The organism is Burkholderia sp. Bmkn7 (genome assembly GCF_041103175.1).
Taxonomy (GTDB): Bacteria; Pseudomonadota; Gammaproteobacteria; order Burkholderiales; family Burkholderiaceae; genus Burkholderia; species Burkholderia cepacia.
On record NZ_JBGCUH010000001.1, the window covers coordinates 754636 to 769212 of the forward strand.

The following is a 14577-nucleotide window of genomic DNA, read 5'->3' on the forward strand; positions in this document are numbered from 1 at the left end:
TCGATGCGCGCGCAACGAACCATCGGGAGGCTGGCAGCATGAGCGACGTTTCGGGCCCGCTGGCGGTCGTGATCGGCGGATCGGTGGGCGGGCTGTTCACCGCCACTTCACTGCGGGCGGCCGGCTGGCGCGTCAAGGTCTTCGAGCAATCGCCGAACGAGCTCGACAGCCGCGGCGGCGGCATCGTGCTGCAAACGCCGATCGAACGCGCGTTCGCGTTCGGCGGCGTGCCCGTGCCGCACGATGCGGGTGTCGATTCCGGCGACCGGATCTATCTCGACGCGCACGACCGGATCGTGCAACGCATGAACATGCCGCAGACGCAGACCGCGTGGAACGTGATCTATACGGCGCTGAAGCGCGCGCTGCCCGCCGGCGTCGTGCATGGCGGCGTGTCGTTCGAGCGCTTCGAGCAGGACGGCGAACGCGTGATCGCGCACTTCGCGGACGGCCGCGTCGAGCCGGCCGACCTGCTGGTCGGCGCCGACGGCGGCCGCTCGAACGTGCGCGCGCAACTGCTGCCCGATGCGCGGCCCGCGTATGCGGGTTATGTCGCGTGGCGCGGGCTCGTCGACGAGCACCTGCTGCCCGAGCCGGCGCTGAAGGTGCTGCGCGACCGCTTCACGTTCCAGCAAGGCGACGCGCACCTGTTCCTCACCTATCTGGTCCCCGGCCGCGACGGCGCGGTCGAACCGGGCAAGCGGCGCGTGAACTGGGTCTGGTACCGGCGGCTCGCGCCGGCGAGCCTGCCGTCGCTGTTTCTCGCGCAGGACGGCACGCAGCGCGACGGTTCGCTGCCGCCCGGCGCGATGCGCGACGACAACCGGCTCGAACTCGTGAACGCGGGCCGCCGGATGCTGGCGCCCACGCTCGCCGCGCTCGTCGACGCGACGCAGGCGCCGTTCGCGCAGGCGATCCTCGATCTCTCGGTCGAGCGCATGGCGTTCGGCCGCGCGGTGCTGCTCGGCGACGCGGCCTGCCTCGTGCGGCCGCATACGGCCGCGGGCGTCGCGAAAGCGGCGGAGAATGCGGTCGGGCTCGCCGAGGCACTGCGCGGCGTCGTGCACGGCCCCGCGTTCGACGCCGCGCTGGCGGGCTGGGAAAAGCGCCAGCTCGCGACCAACGCGTCGCTGTCCAACCTCGGCATCTCGCTCGGCACGCGGATCATGGGGCGCGCGTGACCGTCCGGCGGTGCGCGCCGCTTCGGTCGATCGCGCGTGCGGGCCGGGCCGTCACGCGTGGCGCACGACGATATCCCACGCGGTATGACACGCCTGCCCCGGCAGCGTCAGCGCGCGCAGCACCACCCGATCGCCCTGCTGCGTCGCGACGCTGAACTTGTGCGGCGCCAGCAGCGCGACCGTCGCGCCGTTGTGCTCCAGTTGCAAGCCTGGCGCCGCAGGCTGGCCGCTCAGATGCGACAGCCAGATGTCCAGCACCAACCGGTCGCGCGTCACCGCGAATTCGACCGTGTGCGCCGCCCACGCATTCAGTGCATGGCCCTGCGGGTTGCGGAACGACGGCCCCGCGGCCAGACGCGGCACGTTCGCCAGCACGTCCTCGTGCGCGGCCAGCACCGACAACCCGCTCGCGACGAAGCGTTCGGGCTGAAGCAGGCCGGGATCGGCCGGCTGCGCCCGCTTGCCGGCCTCGGGCGCCAGCGCGAACGCCTGCCCGAGCGCGATCGCATGCTCGGCATGACGCGCCAGGTAGCGCCAGTGGTTCAGGAAGCGCACGTCGCCCGTCATGTGCAGGCCACGGATCGGTTTGCCCTGATGCTCGAGCACGATACGGACCGCATCGAAATCGTGCCGCTCGTGCAGCCCCCATTTCGTGACGAAATTTTGCTCGCAGCCCACGAGCCGCACGTGGCCGAGGCCGCCCCACAGATGCAGGAAGGTCGTGTCCAGCCCGTAGATCGCCACGAAATCCTGGCCGATCCTGCCGGCCTGTTCGCGGACAAACCGCGCGAATCGCGCCCAGGGCTCGCGGCCGCCGACCACGAGCCCCGCCTGCAGCGGCTGCCCCAGCCGCTCGAGCACGTCCTGCACGCACTGGTGGATCAGCGCGTCGCGCCGTTCGCCGATGAGCGGCATCATCACGAACGCGCAGAAGTGCGCATCGGGCGCGACGTGAAGGGCCTCGTCGTGCGGCACGACGTCGAAGATGTCGAACCGCGGCCCCGGGAACCAGATGTCGGCATCGTAGAGCGCGAGCGTCTGCAACGCCGGATCGGTGTCGAAGATCGCGGCCGCGGAGATGTAGCGGTCCCAGGCAAGGTCGCCGACGCCCGCCGCCGCGTACACCTCGATCCCGTTCGCGCGCAGCCGCTGCTGCTTCTCGTCGGACAACCCGTAGCCGATGACGCCGATGCGCCCCCGGTAGTCCGTCGCGCGCAGCGAGACGATGAACGGGATGACCATTTCGTACCAGGCCTGCGTGTTGTCGTCGATCGCGAACGCGACGAGTTGATGGCGGTCGGCCTCGTTGTGGTCGGACGTGTTCATGCGTGTGGTGAGAGTGGTCAGTCCGTCGTTCCGATCGGTCCGGCTGCCGGTGTGCCTTTACGCGCGACGCCGATTATCGGAAGGCGGCCGAATACCCGTTATCGTCATACGATTGCGAGCGATATCCATTCGGCGGCGCCCCCGATCGCCGGGGCCGTTCGCCAGAAAATGGATGCTCGATTTTTACCACGACGCGATATTCCCGCGCGACCTGAAAATGCGTCGCGATTCCGAACATTTGTTAAATAGCTTGAATGACCGACAACCGGCCGGCAATTTGCCTTAACATCCGGCCGTCATCTCGACTGACGCCGATCACGGTTGACCGACCCTGGACTCCGGCCGTGGCTTTCATTTTCCAGGTGCCTGAACGGGGCGCCGATTTCATCCGCGACGACCGACCATGTTCCAGACCCCGGGAGATTCATTCGTCAACGGCTCGTTGCTGGGCCTGTGCGTCGAGGTGCCGCTCGCCGCGCTGGTGTCGCTCGCCATGCACGGCGTCGACTGGAACGGGCAGCGCATCGCGATGCTGATCGCCACGCCGGTGCTGCTCGCCTGCATTGCGCTGCTGACCCGTCCGGTCGCATTCAGCACGGTGTGGAAGCACAAGCGCTCGCCGTTCGTGCTCGACGACAACGTGCGCGCGTCGATCTACGGCCGGCTCTGCGGGATCGCGCTCGGGCTCGTGTTCGGCATCATGGTCGCGACGACGTTCGCCTGATCCCGCCGGACCGGCGCGCCCGACCAAACCTGCGTCGGGCCTGAAGCCGCCGGCTCACGAGCAAGTCTTCCCGGCGCATCGCGTCACGCCGATGCCACCAGCGTGTTGAACGACGTATCCCACAACGGCGCGACATTCGCCGGCCCATCCAGCACGCCGATCCGCGCGAACACATCCGCGACCTGCTGATGCTGCGCCACCACGTCGGGCGTCACCGGCAGCAGCGCATAGTCTTCGCTGCGCTGGTCGAACATCGCGACGAGATCGGCCACCGGCACGCGCGTCTCCTGATTCTGCACCCGCGCGTAGTCGCCGAAATGCCCGTTCGCCCACGCGTACGCGCGCCGGAACCGCAGCAGCAGATCGCCCGTCGCCGCACGACGGCGCGCATCGTCGAGCGTGCGCGGGTTCGCGTACACCGGGAAATTGCCCGACAGATAACCCTTCCCCGTCTTCAGCACGCGCGCACCGTAGCGATTGCGCGCGAGCTGGCCGTTGTAGCCGTAGATCGCCCACGCGTCGATGTCGCCGCGATCGTAGGCCGACAACCCGTCGGCCGGCGACAGGTTGATCGGCTGGATGTCGTCGAAGCCGAGGCCAGCCTCCGTGAGCTGGCGATACAGGAAGTAGTGCGACGTCGTCGCGCGCACGTAGCCGACGCGCTTGCCCTTCAGGTCCGCGATACTGCGGATCGGCGTGTCCTTGCGTGCGAGCGTGACCTGGTTGTTCAGGTCTTCGCGCACGCGGGTGATGAGCCGGACGCTGGCCTTCTGGCGCGCGGCGAACACGGCCGGAATTTCGCTGCCCGAACCGATATCGAGCGCGTCCGCATTGAGCGCCTCGATGTGCAGCACGCCGTTGTTCAGTTCGCGCCAGTCGATCCGGTACGGTGTGTCGCCGAGGCCGGCCGCCTGCAGCAGCGCGCGCCAGCCGCCCTTGTAGGTCGCGACGCGCAATGTCGTGCCGGCGAGATCGGCGTTGACGGCCGGCGTGGCGAACGCGGCCTTCGCGGCGAACGGCGCCGCCACGGCCGCGGCGCCGGCAAGTATCAGGCGGCGGCGTGCCGCCGACGTTGACGCCATCGAATCCTCCTGTCGATCGGTTGCGAATTGAGCGGAAGCCCGCGCGGCTGCATCAATGCAGCACCGGGAACCCGTGGCGCTCGGCCAGCAGTTCGAGGATGCGGCGCGCGTCGGTGACGAACCGCACGTCGCCGAGCGTCTGCGCGTCGTCCGGCGCCGGCTGGTCGCGACCGAGCACAAGGACCGGCAAGCCCTGGTGCGCATCGTCGAGCGCCTCGATCACTGCGTGGCGCGGCCGCTCGAAGCCAACGCGCTTCACGTCGATGCGGCCGGCCTGCTCGGGCGCACTCGCCAGCAGCCCCTCGATCGACAGTCCGTGCGGACAGACGAAACGCTGGCCCGGATGCTTCGGATCGGCAAAGCCCGGTTCCAGCAAAAACAGTACATCGCGACTCATGTCAAACGGCTCCCGTGTTCGTTGTTCAGCCGGGACGCATGCGCACGTGGGCGCCGTCGTGGTCCCGGAGCAGGCCGGCCCCTGGCCGGATGCCCGACTCTACCGTTGCGCGTCGCACCGCCCTACCAACGTTTTGCGAAATCGATATGCCGGCGCGCGTAGCGCATCGATCGTGCGCCGCACAGACGGCCGTTGCGTAAATGCATCGCCCGTTGCATCGCGGACATTGCGGATATCGAACGATTTCATCGATCGATATGACGGCGGCCGCGGGTAGCTGGCACCCGACGTTCGGCGTTCGAGCGATGCGTTCGCCGCAGCAGGGGTGCCGGACGCGATCGCGACGCACATGCCGGATTTGCAGCAACGCACATTACAAATCGGCCGCGCAGCGATTTACAAACCACGGATCGGCCGTTCGCCGGTACGACCCGCGTCAATAGCATCGTGCTCCTCACTGTCGTACTCAAAAAAACAGAGGAAAGTCATGATCAAAAAAACGGTAGTCCTGGGTTTGGTTTCGATCGGTTCGGTCAGCGCGCATGCGCAGAGTTCGGTCACGTTGTACGGCGTCGTCGATGCCGGTTTCGCCTATACGAACAACCAGGGCGGCGCGAGCAACATCCAGCAGACGAGCGGCAAGCTGAGCGGCAGCCGCTGGGGCCTGAAAGGCGTCGAAGATCTCGGTGGCGGCCTGCAGGCGGTCTTCACGCTCGAAAGCGGGTTCCGGCCGAGCGACGGCGGGCTCGGCCAGGGCGGCCGGCTGTTCGGCCGTTCCGCGTACGTCGGGCTGGCCAAGTCCGGCATCGGCACGCTGACCTTCGGCCGCCAGTACGAGCCGATCACCGATCTCGTCGCGCAGTACTCGGGGTCCGGCTTCTGGTCGCCGGCCACGCACGTGGGCGACAACGACAACATGAACCAGAGCTTCCGCCTGAACAACGCGGTGAAGTTCCGCAGCGACACGATCGCCGGCTTCACGGCCGACCTGCTCTATGCGTTCAGCAACCAGGCGAACGGCGGCGCCGGCACCGGCTTCTCGAACAACAATGCGTGGGGCGTGTCGGCGAACTACGTGAACGGGCCGCTGTCGGTCGGCGGCGGTTACGTGCGACTCAATCACCCGAATGCGACGTCGAATACGACCGGCGCGGTGGGCGGCGCGACCTCGACCACCGGCAACGACTACAGCGGCGCGTTCTTCTACGGGCTGAACGGCGGCGTGCTCAAGCAGCAGATCGGCGTGGCAGGCGCGAACTACGCGCTCGGCCGCGCGACGCTCGGCTTCGCGTGGAGCCACACGCAGCTCAACTATCTCGACGGCTCGTCGCGCAAGTTCAACAACTACGACGTGAACGCGCGTTACCAGATCACGCCGGCGGCTACGCTGATCGGCGTCTATACGTTCACCGACGGGCGCGCGAGCGGCCTGCCGGGCACCGGCGGCCAGACGCTGAAGCCGCGCTGGCACCAGTTCACGCTCGGGTTCGACTATGCGCTGTCGAAGCGCACCGATATCTACGTGTCGGGCATCTACCAGCTCGCGGCCGGCGATGCGAGCACGGCGACGGCGGGCGGTTATCGCAGGATCGCGGCGATCTCGAACATCGGCAGCGCGTCGTCGACGAACCGCCAGGTCGCGCTCGTCAGCGGGCTGCGCGTGAAGTTCTGACGGCATGCGCGGCGGGTGCGGTGCGATGCGGTGAGGTGCGATAAGCAAAGCGGGAATCGTTGTTTGCCGCGCCGTGCCCGGTTGCCGAGAATGGGCGTTTCCCGTGAGTTACCCGCGTGCTGCCCGCAGGCGCGATACGCGTTCGACGATGACCGGCTCCCTCCCCGCGCGCCGCGCAGCAGCCGGTGCGCGGCACTGCTTCGGCTCGCCGGCACGTCGGGCATCGCACCCGGGCGATTCGCTGCCGCACGTCCCTGCCGTTGCCGTGCGGTGCGTGCCCAACCCGCAAGGAAGCCATCATGAACGCCCCCTCCGTCGCCGCGCCGGTCGCGACGTCACCGTTCGTCGACGTCCGCTCGCCGGCGGATTTCCCCGACAGCCCCGTGTCGCGCGTGCTCGCGCAGCCGCTGATGCTCGGGCTGTTCCTGCCGATCCAGGCCGGCGGCTGGAGCGCATCGACGCTGCCGCGCACGACCGACTGGACGTTCGACTACAACGCCGAGCTGGTCGCGCGCGCGGAAGCGCTCGGCTTCGATCTCGTGTTCGCGCTGTCGCAATGGCTGCCGAAAGGCGGTTACGGCGGCGTGTTCGACGGCCACGCGCTCGACTCGTTCATGACGCTGGCCGCGCTGACCGCACGCACCGAGCGGATCATCCTGGTCGCGACGAGCCATGTGCTGTACGGGCCGTGGCATCCGCTGCATTTCGCGAAGTTCACCGCGACACTCGATCACATCTCGCGCGGGCGCTGGGGCATCAACGTCGTGACCGGTCATCGCGCCATCGAGCACGAGATGTTCGGCTGGAACCGGATCGAGCACGACCGGCGCTACGAGATGGCCGCCGAGTTCGTCGACGCGGTGCAGCAGTTGTGGGCGCAACCGGACAATTTCAGCTACACGCCCGCGCTGTCGGGCTGGCGGCTGGGCGGCGCGTTCGTCACGCCGAAACCACGCTACGGCCGCCCGTTGCTGATCAACGCGACCGGCTCCGACGCGGGGATCGACTTCGCGGCGCGCTATTCGGACATCGTGTTCGTCACGAGCCCGGCCGGCCCCGACGCCGAACGCGCGATCGACGCCCTGCCCGCACATACCGCGCGCGTGAAGGCGGCCGCCGCCGCGCGCGGCCGGACGATCCGCACGCTGCTCAACCCGCTCGTGATCTGCCGCGAAACGGCAGCCGAAGCGCGCGCGTATCGCGACGCGATCGTCGCGCATGCGGACGAAGGCAGCTTCCACCGTTTCGACAGCGACGCGCATGCGTGGCGAGGCGGCTTCGAACAGCGCGCGCAGGCCGACGCGCGCGCGATCGGCGGCAACATCTCGATCACGGGTTCGCCGGAGGAAGTCGCGGACACCATCGTGCGGCTGCACCGCGCGGGCATCGACGGCATCCAGTTGAGCTTCTACGATTTCAAGCCCGATCTCGACTTCTTCGGCGAGCGCGTGCTGCCGCTGCTGCGCGCCGCCGGCTTGCGGCGCTGACGCGGGCGGCGGACGCATCGCCCGCCGCGGCACTCACGGTTTCGACACGGCGTGGTCAGAACACGCGGCCTTCGGTGAGGTGCGTCGTCACGCCGTTCAGGTCGTAGTCGCCGATCACGCGCGCCTTGTGCAGCAGCGGGTTGTGGCTGAAGATCGTGCGCAGGTTGCGCCAGTGCCGGTCGAGATTGTGTTCGCGCGCCGTCGCCGATGCCCCGCCGACTTCGAACAGCCGCTCGGCCGCGTGCAGCGCGAGCTTGCTGACGACGAGCTGCGTACGCGCGGTTGCGAGCGCGCTGTCGAGCACGCGTGCATCCGCATCGGCGTCGCCGGCCTCGATCGCGTCGGCGGAACGGTCGAGCGCCCGCGCGTTTTCGCGCACGAGCGCGTCGATCGCGTGACTGTGCGCGGACAGCTCGCCGACGACCTGCTGGATGAAGTGATCGTCGCGCGCGGTCGGCGCCGGGCTGTGCAGCACCGGGCGGCCGTGCGCGAGCACATAACGACGCGCATCGGCAACCACGTTGCGCACGATGCCCGCGCCCGTCGCGACGAGATGCAGCTGGCGCAGCGCGCCGCAATGGCGGCCGACGAGCGTCGAGCCGTCGCGCGGGGCCACTTCGTCCGCGAACACCTGCACGTCGTCGAGCAGCAGGCTGCCGCTCGCGGTCATGCGCTGGCCCATGCCGTCCCAGTCGTCGAGCACCTGCACGCCGTCGCGCGCGACGGGAATGATCACGGCGACCGCGTCGCCCTGTTCGTTTTCCACGTTGATGCGCGCGAAATCGGCGAACGCCGTGCCGGTCGAATAGTATTTGCGCCCCGTCACGCGATAGTGCTCGCCGTCCCGGCGCAGCACGGCGGTGTTCTCGCCCGGCCGCGACGTGCCGCGCTCGGTCGACGCACCGCCGAAGATCGCGCCGGCCAGTGCCCGCTCGAGCTGCACGTCGTTGAACGGCGTGCGCGGCGACAGCCGCAGCGTCTCGGTCTGGTCGTAGTGGATCCGCAGCGCGTGCGCGAGGTTCGAATCGGCGGCGGCCAGTGTCGCGATCGTGTCGAACAGATCGACCAGCGTGCCGCCGAGGCCGCCACGCGCGACCGGAATCCGCAGCACGCCCAGCGCCGAGCGGCGGAAAAGTGCGAAGCCGTCGAACGGCAATTCGCGACGCGCCTCGCGTTGCGCGGCATCCTGCCCGATCGCGTTCGCGAGATCGGGCAGTGCGGCGAGCGCGTCGCGCAACGCGTCGCGCGGATCGACGGCATCACGGGCGGTCATTCTGCGGTTCCTTGTACGAGAAGTTCGGGCATGCCGCTGCGCGGTGCGATCGCGACATCCGCGAACCGGCGCACATACGGCACCGCAAAGTATAGGGACGCCCCCGGTGTGCGTGAAAAGCCGATTTCAGCTTTTGTTATGCGTGTGCAGGGAATGGTCGCGCGCCATCGCACCAATGCATCATCGCGCCATCGCGCGATACCCCGGCGCGGCGTGGTCGCGCGTGGCGACCCCGAACCCGGCCGATCGCGACGGTCACGATTCCGTCGACGGGTCGGGTACGCGCACGATGCCCTCCGGATACCGGATGTCGATCAGCCCGTGCTTGTCGCGGATGCGGATCGGCGGCACGACCTCGACGCTCGCACGGTCGACGCCCTCGCACACGGCCAGGTTCGTATTGGTGCGGTAGTACACGCGCTGGTCGTCGACCGCAAAGGCCCAGTTCAGAAAGCGCAAGCTTCGTGCGTCGATCCCCGGCAACGGCTTGCGGTAGTTCTTCCCCCACAGCACGTGACCGTCGGCGTCGATCAGCATGTCGTGAAAGACGCCGCGCGCGGTCTCGACGTCGACGCGCCCCGGCTTCGTCACGATCTTGCCGTCGTAAAGGATCTGCGCGCCGAGCCGTGCATACCGGTAGCCGAGGCTCACCACGCCGGCCGGATCGTCGATGCCGCGCTTGCGCACGCCGGCGCAGAACAGGTGTTTCGCATCCCGCGCGTATGCGCCGCCGATATGCGTCAGGCTGGCCACGTCGGCCTTGACGACGGTCAGGTGGCCGGAATCGTAGATGTCACGCTCGAAGTAGTAAGCCTGCCGTGCATCGCGATACCAGCCGCCGCCCAGGGGTTCCAGCGTGGCGGCATCGCCGTCGGCAACGAGCCCTTCGCCTGCATCGTCGTAGCTGAACGCGGCGCCTCCCGCGTAGTAGCGCAGCCCCGACGCATCGACGGCAAAGTGGTCGACCAGGTGCCGGAAGCTGCCCAGATCGAAGTTGTTGAGCGCGCGATACTGATGCCCGCTGCCGGTGCGGGCCCAGACGCGTTCGCCATCGCTGTGGAACGGCCCGCCGAGCGGGGCAAGCGGCTCGTTGCGCGTGTCGCGGCGCCGCCGCGCTTCCGCCTCCTCACGGCGCTGTGCCTCCTCGGCGTCGTAGATGGCCTGCTGCTCCGGCGTGACCCGCGCCGCATCCTCGTACTTCTGCATGTGGAGCGCATGCAGCGACTGCACGGTCGCGATGCAGTACACCGAATGCGGAACCGAGCGCAGGTACAGCGCCCAGTCCTCGTCGTCGCACCGGTAGAACCAGTGGATCGCCTCGCCGTCCCATCCGGCCGGGTCGGTGCGCGCGAGCAGCGCGGCCTTGACGTCCCGGACCTTGCCGGGCACGACGAAGGAAAGGCTGTAGCCGGTGTCGGCGACGATGTCGAGGCTCTCATCCTCGAACAGGCTTCGCATCAGTTTTTCGAGTTCTTGCAAGGTCATGGGCGCGTGTCGACCCGGTGACGGGCCACGAAATGAACGGACGTGCGGCGGTCATTCTAACCATGGCGACGTGCGCTGCCCCGGCCTTCTTCGGGACATGCCGTCGATCCATCGCGTATCCGCCCGGATACGAACATGTCGACGATCGTCATTTCAGCACACCTGGTTCCCGATCGGGAACGAAATGGATATTCCGTTGCCGGCACGACCAATTCGTTTCCGTTCGGATACGAATGGATGCCTGCGCCCACGAGTTGTGCAATACTGTTCCCGATCAGATACGAAGCACGGAGGACGTCATGCACGAGATCCTGCCCGTCGGCACGATCGGCGCACTCGCCAACCTCATCCGCGCGGCCCGGCTCCAGCAGGGATTCACGCGGGACGAACTCGCGAACGCCACGGGGCTTTCGCCGAAATTCATCAGCCAGGTGGAGGCCGGGAAACCCACCGCGCAGGTCGGCAAGATCCTGCTGCTGCTCGGCGAACTGGGCATCACCCTGCTCGCGCAGTCGTCCATCGAGATTTCGGCGGCAAACGTGCTGAAGGCCGCGCAACGCCGCAGGAGCCGCCATGGCGAGTAGAACGCTGATCGCCTCCGCGAACGGGTTGCGCATGGGCGCGCTGACCGACGACAAAGGCGTCTGGTCGTTCACGTACGACGCGCAGTGGCTGGCATCGCCACGCGCGTACCCGCTGTCCCCCGCTTTCCCGCTGCGCGCCGGCACCTTCACCGACACCTCGACCGATCGCCCGGTCCAGTGGTTCTTCGACAACCTGCTGCCGGAAGAAGGCATGCGCACGTCGCTTGCGCGCGAGGCCAGGGTCGACGCCGCCGACGCATGGGGCCTGCTCGCGTACTTCGGGCGCGAATCGGCCGGCGCGCTCACGCTGCTCGCGCAAGGCGAGCAGGAAGCGGCCGGCAGCATGCAGCCGCTCCCGCTCGACGAACTCGAACGCCGCATCCAGGCGATGCCCGAGCGCGCGCTGACGGCCACCGCGCCCAAGCGCATGTCGGCGGCCGGCGCGCAGCAGAAGCTGCTGCTGATCCTGCGCGGCGACGCGCCCGACTACACGCTGTTCGAGCCGGTCGGCAGCGAACCGTCGATGCATCTGCTGAAACCGGACATGCGCGCCGCCGGCTATCCGCATTCGGCGATCAACGAGTTCTTCTGCATGAAGCTCGCGAAGCGGATGGGCCTCGACGTGCCCGACGTGCACTTTCTGCGCGCGCCGTCCGCGTGCTACGTGATCGACCGTTTCGACCGCGATACCGCATCGGAGCCGGCCGCCCGCCTGCATACGATCGATGCGATGCAGTTGCTGAACTACGATCGCGGCTTCAAGTACCAGCGCGCGAACGCGGAAGAACTCGGCCGCGCGATCGGGCAGACCAGCACGCGTGCGCTGGCGCGCCTGTCGGTGTTCCGCTGGACGATCTTCAACGTGGTGGTCGGCAACGGCGACGCGCACCTGAAGAACCTGTCGTTCTTCGTCGACGCGCGCGGCTACCGGCTCGCGCCGTTCTACGACATCGTCAGCACGGTCGTCTATCACACGCCCACGCACCGGCCCGATCATCGCGGCGATCATTGGCCGCACTGCGAACTGACGATGCCGCTCGGCGCGGCGACGCGCTTCGCCGACATCGACCAGGGCGCGCTGGTCGCGTTCGGCAACGCACTCGGGCTCAGGGATAAGGCAGCCGAAAACGAGCTGCGGCGCTTTCTCGAACCGCTCGATCGCAGCGTCGCGCAGACGCTCGACGAAGTGCGCGAGGTCGCGCGCCCCGACGCCGGGGAAATGCGCCTGCTGAACTCGATCGTCTCGATGCCGATCGCGGAGATGGGCCGCGCGCTGCGGCAGGGGCGCGGGTAAGCGGCCGCGCACGGGTTTCGCGCCGGTCGCGCGCCCGATTCCTCGTTTTCCTGCGCGACAACCGCGACGTCGCAATCGTCCCGTTCGTGACATGAACGCTTCTCGCGTGCCGTCCGCTCACCGCGGCCGATGCCTGACGAACCGGCCCCGGCCCGTGGTGGATGCGCTTCACCGGCTCGTCACGCCGCGAGCCCGGCCGGCGGCGCAACCGCGACATCCGGATTGAACCGGGTCATGCAGTTCAGGTCGAGTGCGCGTATCTGCTCGGTCATGAAGTCGACGAAGATACGAATGCGCGTCGGAAGATGTTGCCGGCTGAGATAGCAGATATAGTGGCCGCGATCTTCCGGCACATGCTTCGCCAGCGCGACGACGAGTTCGCTCGAAGCGATATGGTCGCGGATCTGGTAACCCGCCATCTGCGCGATGCCCGACCCGTTCAGGACCGCACGCAACACCAGGTCCGCGTCGTTGAACGTCAGCCGCGACTTCGGCAGGTATTTCTGCACGCGGCCGTCGACGTTGAACTCCCATTCGAAGATGCGGCCGCTGGCGAAACGAAAGTTGATGCACTCGTGCCGTCCCAGATCCTCCAGACTCTGCGGAAGGCCGTGCCTGGCCACATACGACGGCGACGCGCAGAGCGCCATCTGCATCGGAATCAGTTGCCGGGCGATGATGCTCGAATCCTCGATGCGTCCATTGCGGAACGACACGTCGATTCGTTCGGACACCAGATCGACCGGCCGGTCGTCGAGCAGCAGATCGATGACGATGTCGGGGTACGCTTTCGCAAACGTTTCCAGCAGCGGCGCAACGATCTTCCGGCCGAAGCCCACCGCCGAGCTGATCCGGATGAGGCCGCGCGGCGGCCCCTCCCGCAGTTCCAGCATGTCGTTCATCGCTTCGACGATCTGCGCCACGCCCTGGCGGCAGTTCTCGAAGAATCGCTGGCCTTCGCAGGTCAGTTCCGTCATGCGCGTGGTCCGCTGGAACAGCCGCGTGCTCAACTGCGCCTCCAGCTTCTGGACGTTGCGGCTCACGGCCGGCCGGCCGACGCCGAGACGTTCGGCGGCCTTGGTGAAGCTCCCCTCGCTCGCCACCGCGACGAACGCAAGGATGCCCGCGTAGCTTGCACCGAAGCTGGCCGATAATGCGTCGGCGCGCCTTGGCAAGTCGCGACGAACGCCGTGCTCCGACGTATCCGATCGATTCATTTCCGCTGCCCCCAGACATCCCGCCCATCCCGACTGCCCGTCGCAGGCGTACGCCTGCGCCCCCCACCTTCGACACGCGAATCAGCTTCCCGCGAGCCACCGGTCCAGGCCGATGCTGCCGAGTCGCGCTGCCCCGAGCGGCACGAGCGATCGTTCCTCGACACGGCCGCCGTAATAACGGGCATCGCGATCGGTCACCACCGCACGCGTGTCGCCGACCGACTTCAGGTAACGCGCGACGATCTCCGCGAACGGTGCGCGATCCGGGCCCGCGATCTCGACCGTGCCGTTCAGCGGCCCGGCCAGCGCGATCTGCGCGAGCAGCGCCGCGACGTCTTCCGCGGCAATCGGCTGAAACAGTCCGTCGCCGATGCGCACGGTCCCGTCTTCCGTGCCGAAATCCGCAATACCGCCGATGAACTCCATGAATTGCGTGGCACGCACGATCGTGTACGGCACGCCGGCCGCCTCGATCGCCTGTTCCTGCGCGACCTTGGCCGCGAAATAGCCGTTCTCCGGCATCCGGTCGCAGCCGACGATCGACAGCGCGACGTGATGGCGCACGCCTGCGGCCACTTCGGCCTTGCCGAGATTGCGGGCCGACGTGCGGAAGAAATCCAGCACCGCCTGCGGTTCCCATGACGGCGCGTTCGCGACGTCCACGACGACGTCGGCGTCCGTCAATGCGTCGGTCAGGCCTTCGCCCGTGATGGAATTGACGCCGGTGCGCGGCGACGCCGCGAGCGCCTGGTGCCCTGCCTCGCCGAGCAACGTGACGACGCGTGAGCCGATCAGGCCCGAACCACCGATGACAACGATCTTCATCGCAAAATCTCCTGACGAAAGGGTTTTCCT

General features: G+C 68.0%; 13 protein-coding genes. 6 read left to right on the plus strand and 7 right to left on the minus strand.

Annotated elements, in window-relative coordinates:
* The first annotated feature begins 38 nt into the window (after positions 1–38).
* Positions 39–1181 carry an FAD binding domain-containing protein gene (locus AB3K92_RS03260; protein ID WP_318834393.1) on the plus strand — a complete coding sequence of 381 codons (1143 nt, stop codon included), beginning with the start codon at positions 39–41 and terminating at the stop codon, positions 1179–1181.
* Positions 1182–1232: 51 nt separating this feature from the next.
* Here the strand turns inward: AB3K92_RS03260 and AB3K92_RS03265 are convergent, their stop codons facing one another.
* On the minus strand, positions 1233–2507 hold the full coding sequence (locus AB3K92_RS03265) for a hypothetical protein (RefSeq protein WP_369464432.1): 1275 nt from the start codon (positions 2505–2507) through the stop codon (positions 1233–1235).
* A 403-nt stretch (positions 2508–2910) separates the two neighbouring features.
* Between AB3K92_RS03265 and AB3K92_RS03270 the strand changes: the two genes are divergently transcribed.
* A complete protein-coding gene (locus AB3K92_RS03270) occupies positions 2911–3231 on the plus strand; it encodes a hypothetical protein (RefSeq protein ID WP_027792604.1) in 321 nt (106 codons plus the stop codon).
* 83 nt (positions 3232–3314) lie between these two features.
* Here AB3K92_RS03270 and AB3K92_RS03275 read toward each other — a convergent pair whose 3' ends face one another.
* Both AB3K92_RS03275 and AB3K92_RS03280 read right to left on the minus strand, forming a co-directional pair.
* On the minus strand, positions 3315–4313 hold the full coding sequence (locus tag AB3K92_RS03275) for an ABC transporter substrate-binding protein (RefSeq protein WP_048027016.1): 999 nt from the start codon (positions 4311–4313) through the stop codon (positions 3315–3317).
* A gap of 52 nt (positions 4314–4365) precedes the next feature.
* Positions 4366–4710: a DUF3088 domain-containing protein gene (locus AB3K92_RS03280; protein ID WP_021158240.1), complete on the minus strand. Its 345-nt coding sequence runs from the start codon at positions 4708–4710 to the stop codon at positions 4366–4368.
* 487 nt (positions 4711–5197) lie between these two features.
* Between AB3K92_RS03280 and AB3K92_RS03285 the strand changes: the two genes are divergently transcribed.
* Together AB3K92_RS03285 and AB3K92_RS03290 are read left to right on the plus strand one after the other, a co-directional pair.
* Positions 5198–6382 (plus strand): porin, encoded by a 1185-nt coding sequence (locus AB3K92_RS03285; RefSeq protein WP_021158238.1) that lies wholly within the window; start codon positions 5198–5200, stop codon positions 6380–6382.
* Positions 6383–6681: 299 nt separating this feature from the next.
* Positions 6682–7869, plus strand: a complete 1188-nt coding sequence (locus AB3K92_RS03290) for an LLM class flavin-dependent oxidoreductase (protein WP_226167454.1) — start codon at positions 6682–6684, stop codon at positions 7867–7869.
* 55 nt (positions 7870–7924) lie between these two features.
* Here the strand turns inward: AB3K92_RS03290 and AB3K92_RS03295 are convergent, their stop codons facing one another.
* Complete coding sequence (locus AB3K92_RS03295) at positions 7925–9142, minus strand: acyl-CoA dehydrogenase family protein (protein WP_369464433.1); 1218 nt, start codon at positions 9140–9142, stop codon at positions 7925–7927.
* Between the two features lie 255 nt (positions 9143–9397).
* The gene (locus tag AB3K92_RS03300) at positions 9398–10627 is read right to left on the minus strand and encodes a DKNYY domain-containing protein (RefSeq protein WP_226204571.1); all 1230 of its coding nucleotides are present in this window, start codon (positions 10625–10627) and stop codon (positions 9398–9400) included.
* A gap of 299 nt (positions 10628–10926) precedes the next feature.
* Between AB3K92_RS03300 and AB3K92_RS03305 the strand changes: the two genes are divergently transcribed.
* Both AB3K92_RS03305 and AB3K92_RS03310 read left to right on the plus strand, forming a co-directional pair.
* The gene (locus AB3K92_RS03305) at positions 10927–11211 is read left to right on the plus strand and encodes a helix-turn-helix domain-containing protein (RefSeq protein ID WP_021158233.1); all 285 of its coding nucleotides are present in this window, start codon (positions 10927–10929) and stop codon (positions 11209–11211) included.
* On the plus strand, positions 11201–12505 hold the full coding sequence (locus AB3K92_RS03310; RefSeq protein ID WP_060309359.1) for a HipA domain-containing protein: 1305 nt from the start codon (positions 11201–11203) through the stop codon (positions 12503–12505). Before AB3K92_RS03305 ends, AB3K92_RS03310 begins: the two co-directional genes overlap by 11 nt.
* Before the next feature lie 179 nt (positions 12506–12684).
* Here the strand turns inward: AB3K92_RS03310 and AB3K92_RS03315 are convergent, their stop codons facing one another.
* Complete coding sequence (locus tag AB3K92_RS03315) at positions 12685–13722, minus strand: LysR family transcriptional regulator (protein WP_369464434.1); 1038 nt, start codon at positions 13720–13722, stop codon at positions 12685–12687.
* Between the two features lie 81 nt (positions 13723–13803).
* On the minus strand, positions 13804–14547 hold the full coding sequence (locus tag AB3K92_RS03320) for an SDR family oxidoreductase (RefSeq protein ID WP_224052879.1): 744 nt from the start codon (positions 14545–14547) through the stop codon (positions 13804–13806).
* Positions 14548–14577: the final 30 nt, after the last annotated feature.

What these genes read in the sequence shown, in the direction of transcription:
- AB3K92_RS03260 (WP_318834393.1), top strand. Translation starts at nt 39, where the DNA reads ATGAGCGACGTTTCGGGCCCGCTGGCGGTCGTGATCGGCGGATCGGTG.
- AB3K92_RS03265 (WP_369464432.1), bottom strand. Translation starts at nt 2,507, where the DNA reads ATGAACACGTCCGACCACAACGAGGCCGACCGCCATCAACTCGTCGCG.
- AB3K92_RS03270 (WP_027792604.1), top strand. Translation starts at nt 2,911, where the DNA reads ATGTTCCAGACCCCGGGAGATTCATTCGTCAACGGCTCGTTGCTGGGC.
- AB3K92_RS03275 (WP_048027016.1), bottom strand. Translation starts at nt 4,313, where the DNA reads ATGGCGTCAACGTCGGCGGCACGCCGCCGCCTGATACTTGCCGGCGCC.
- AB3K92_RS03280 (WP_021158240.1), bottom strand. Translation starts at nt 4,710, where the DNA reads ATGAGTCGCGATGTACTGTTTTTGCTGGAACCGGGCTTTGCCGATCCG.
- AB3K92_RS03285 (WP_021158238.1), top strand. Translation starts at nt 5,198, where the DNA reads ATGATCAAAAAAACGGTAGTCCTGGGTTTGGTTTCGATCGGTTCGGTC.
- AB3K92_RS03290 (WP_226167454.1), top strand. Translation starts at nt 6,682, where the DNA reads ATGAACGCCCCCTCCGTCGCCGCGCCGGTCGCGACGTCACCGTTCGTC.
- AB3K92_RS03295 (WP_369464433.1), bottom strand. Translation starts at nt 9,142, where the DNA reads ATGACCGCCCGTGATGCCGTCGATCCGCGCGACGCGTTGCGCGACGCG.
- AB3K92_RS03300 (WP_226204571.1), bottom strand. Translation starts at nt 10,627, where the DNA reads ATGACCTTGCAAGAACTCGAAAAACTGATGCGAAGCCTGTTCGAGGAT.
- AB3K92_RS03305 (WP_021158233.1), top strand. Translation starts at nt 10,927, where the DNA reads ATGCACGAGATCCTGCCCGTCGGCACGATCGGCGCACTCGCCAACCTC.
- AB3K92_RS03310 (WP_060309359.1), top strand. Translation starts at nt 11,201, where the DNA reads ATGGCGAGTAGAACGCTGATCGCCTCCGCGAACGGGTTGCGCATGGGC.
- AB3K92_RS03315 (WP_369464434.1), bottom strand. Translation starts at nt 13,722, where the DNA reads ATGAATCGATCGGATACGTCGGAGCACGGCGTTCGTCGCGACTTGCCA.
- AB3K92_RS03320 (WP_224052879.1), bottom strand. Translation starts at nt 14,547, where the DNA reads ATGAAGATCGTTGTCATCGGTGGTTCGGGCCTGATCGGCTCACGCGTC.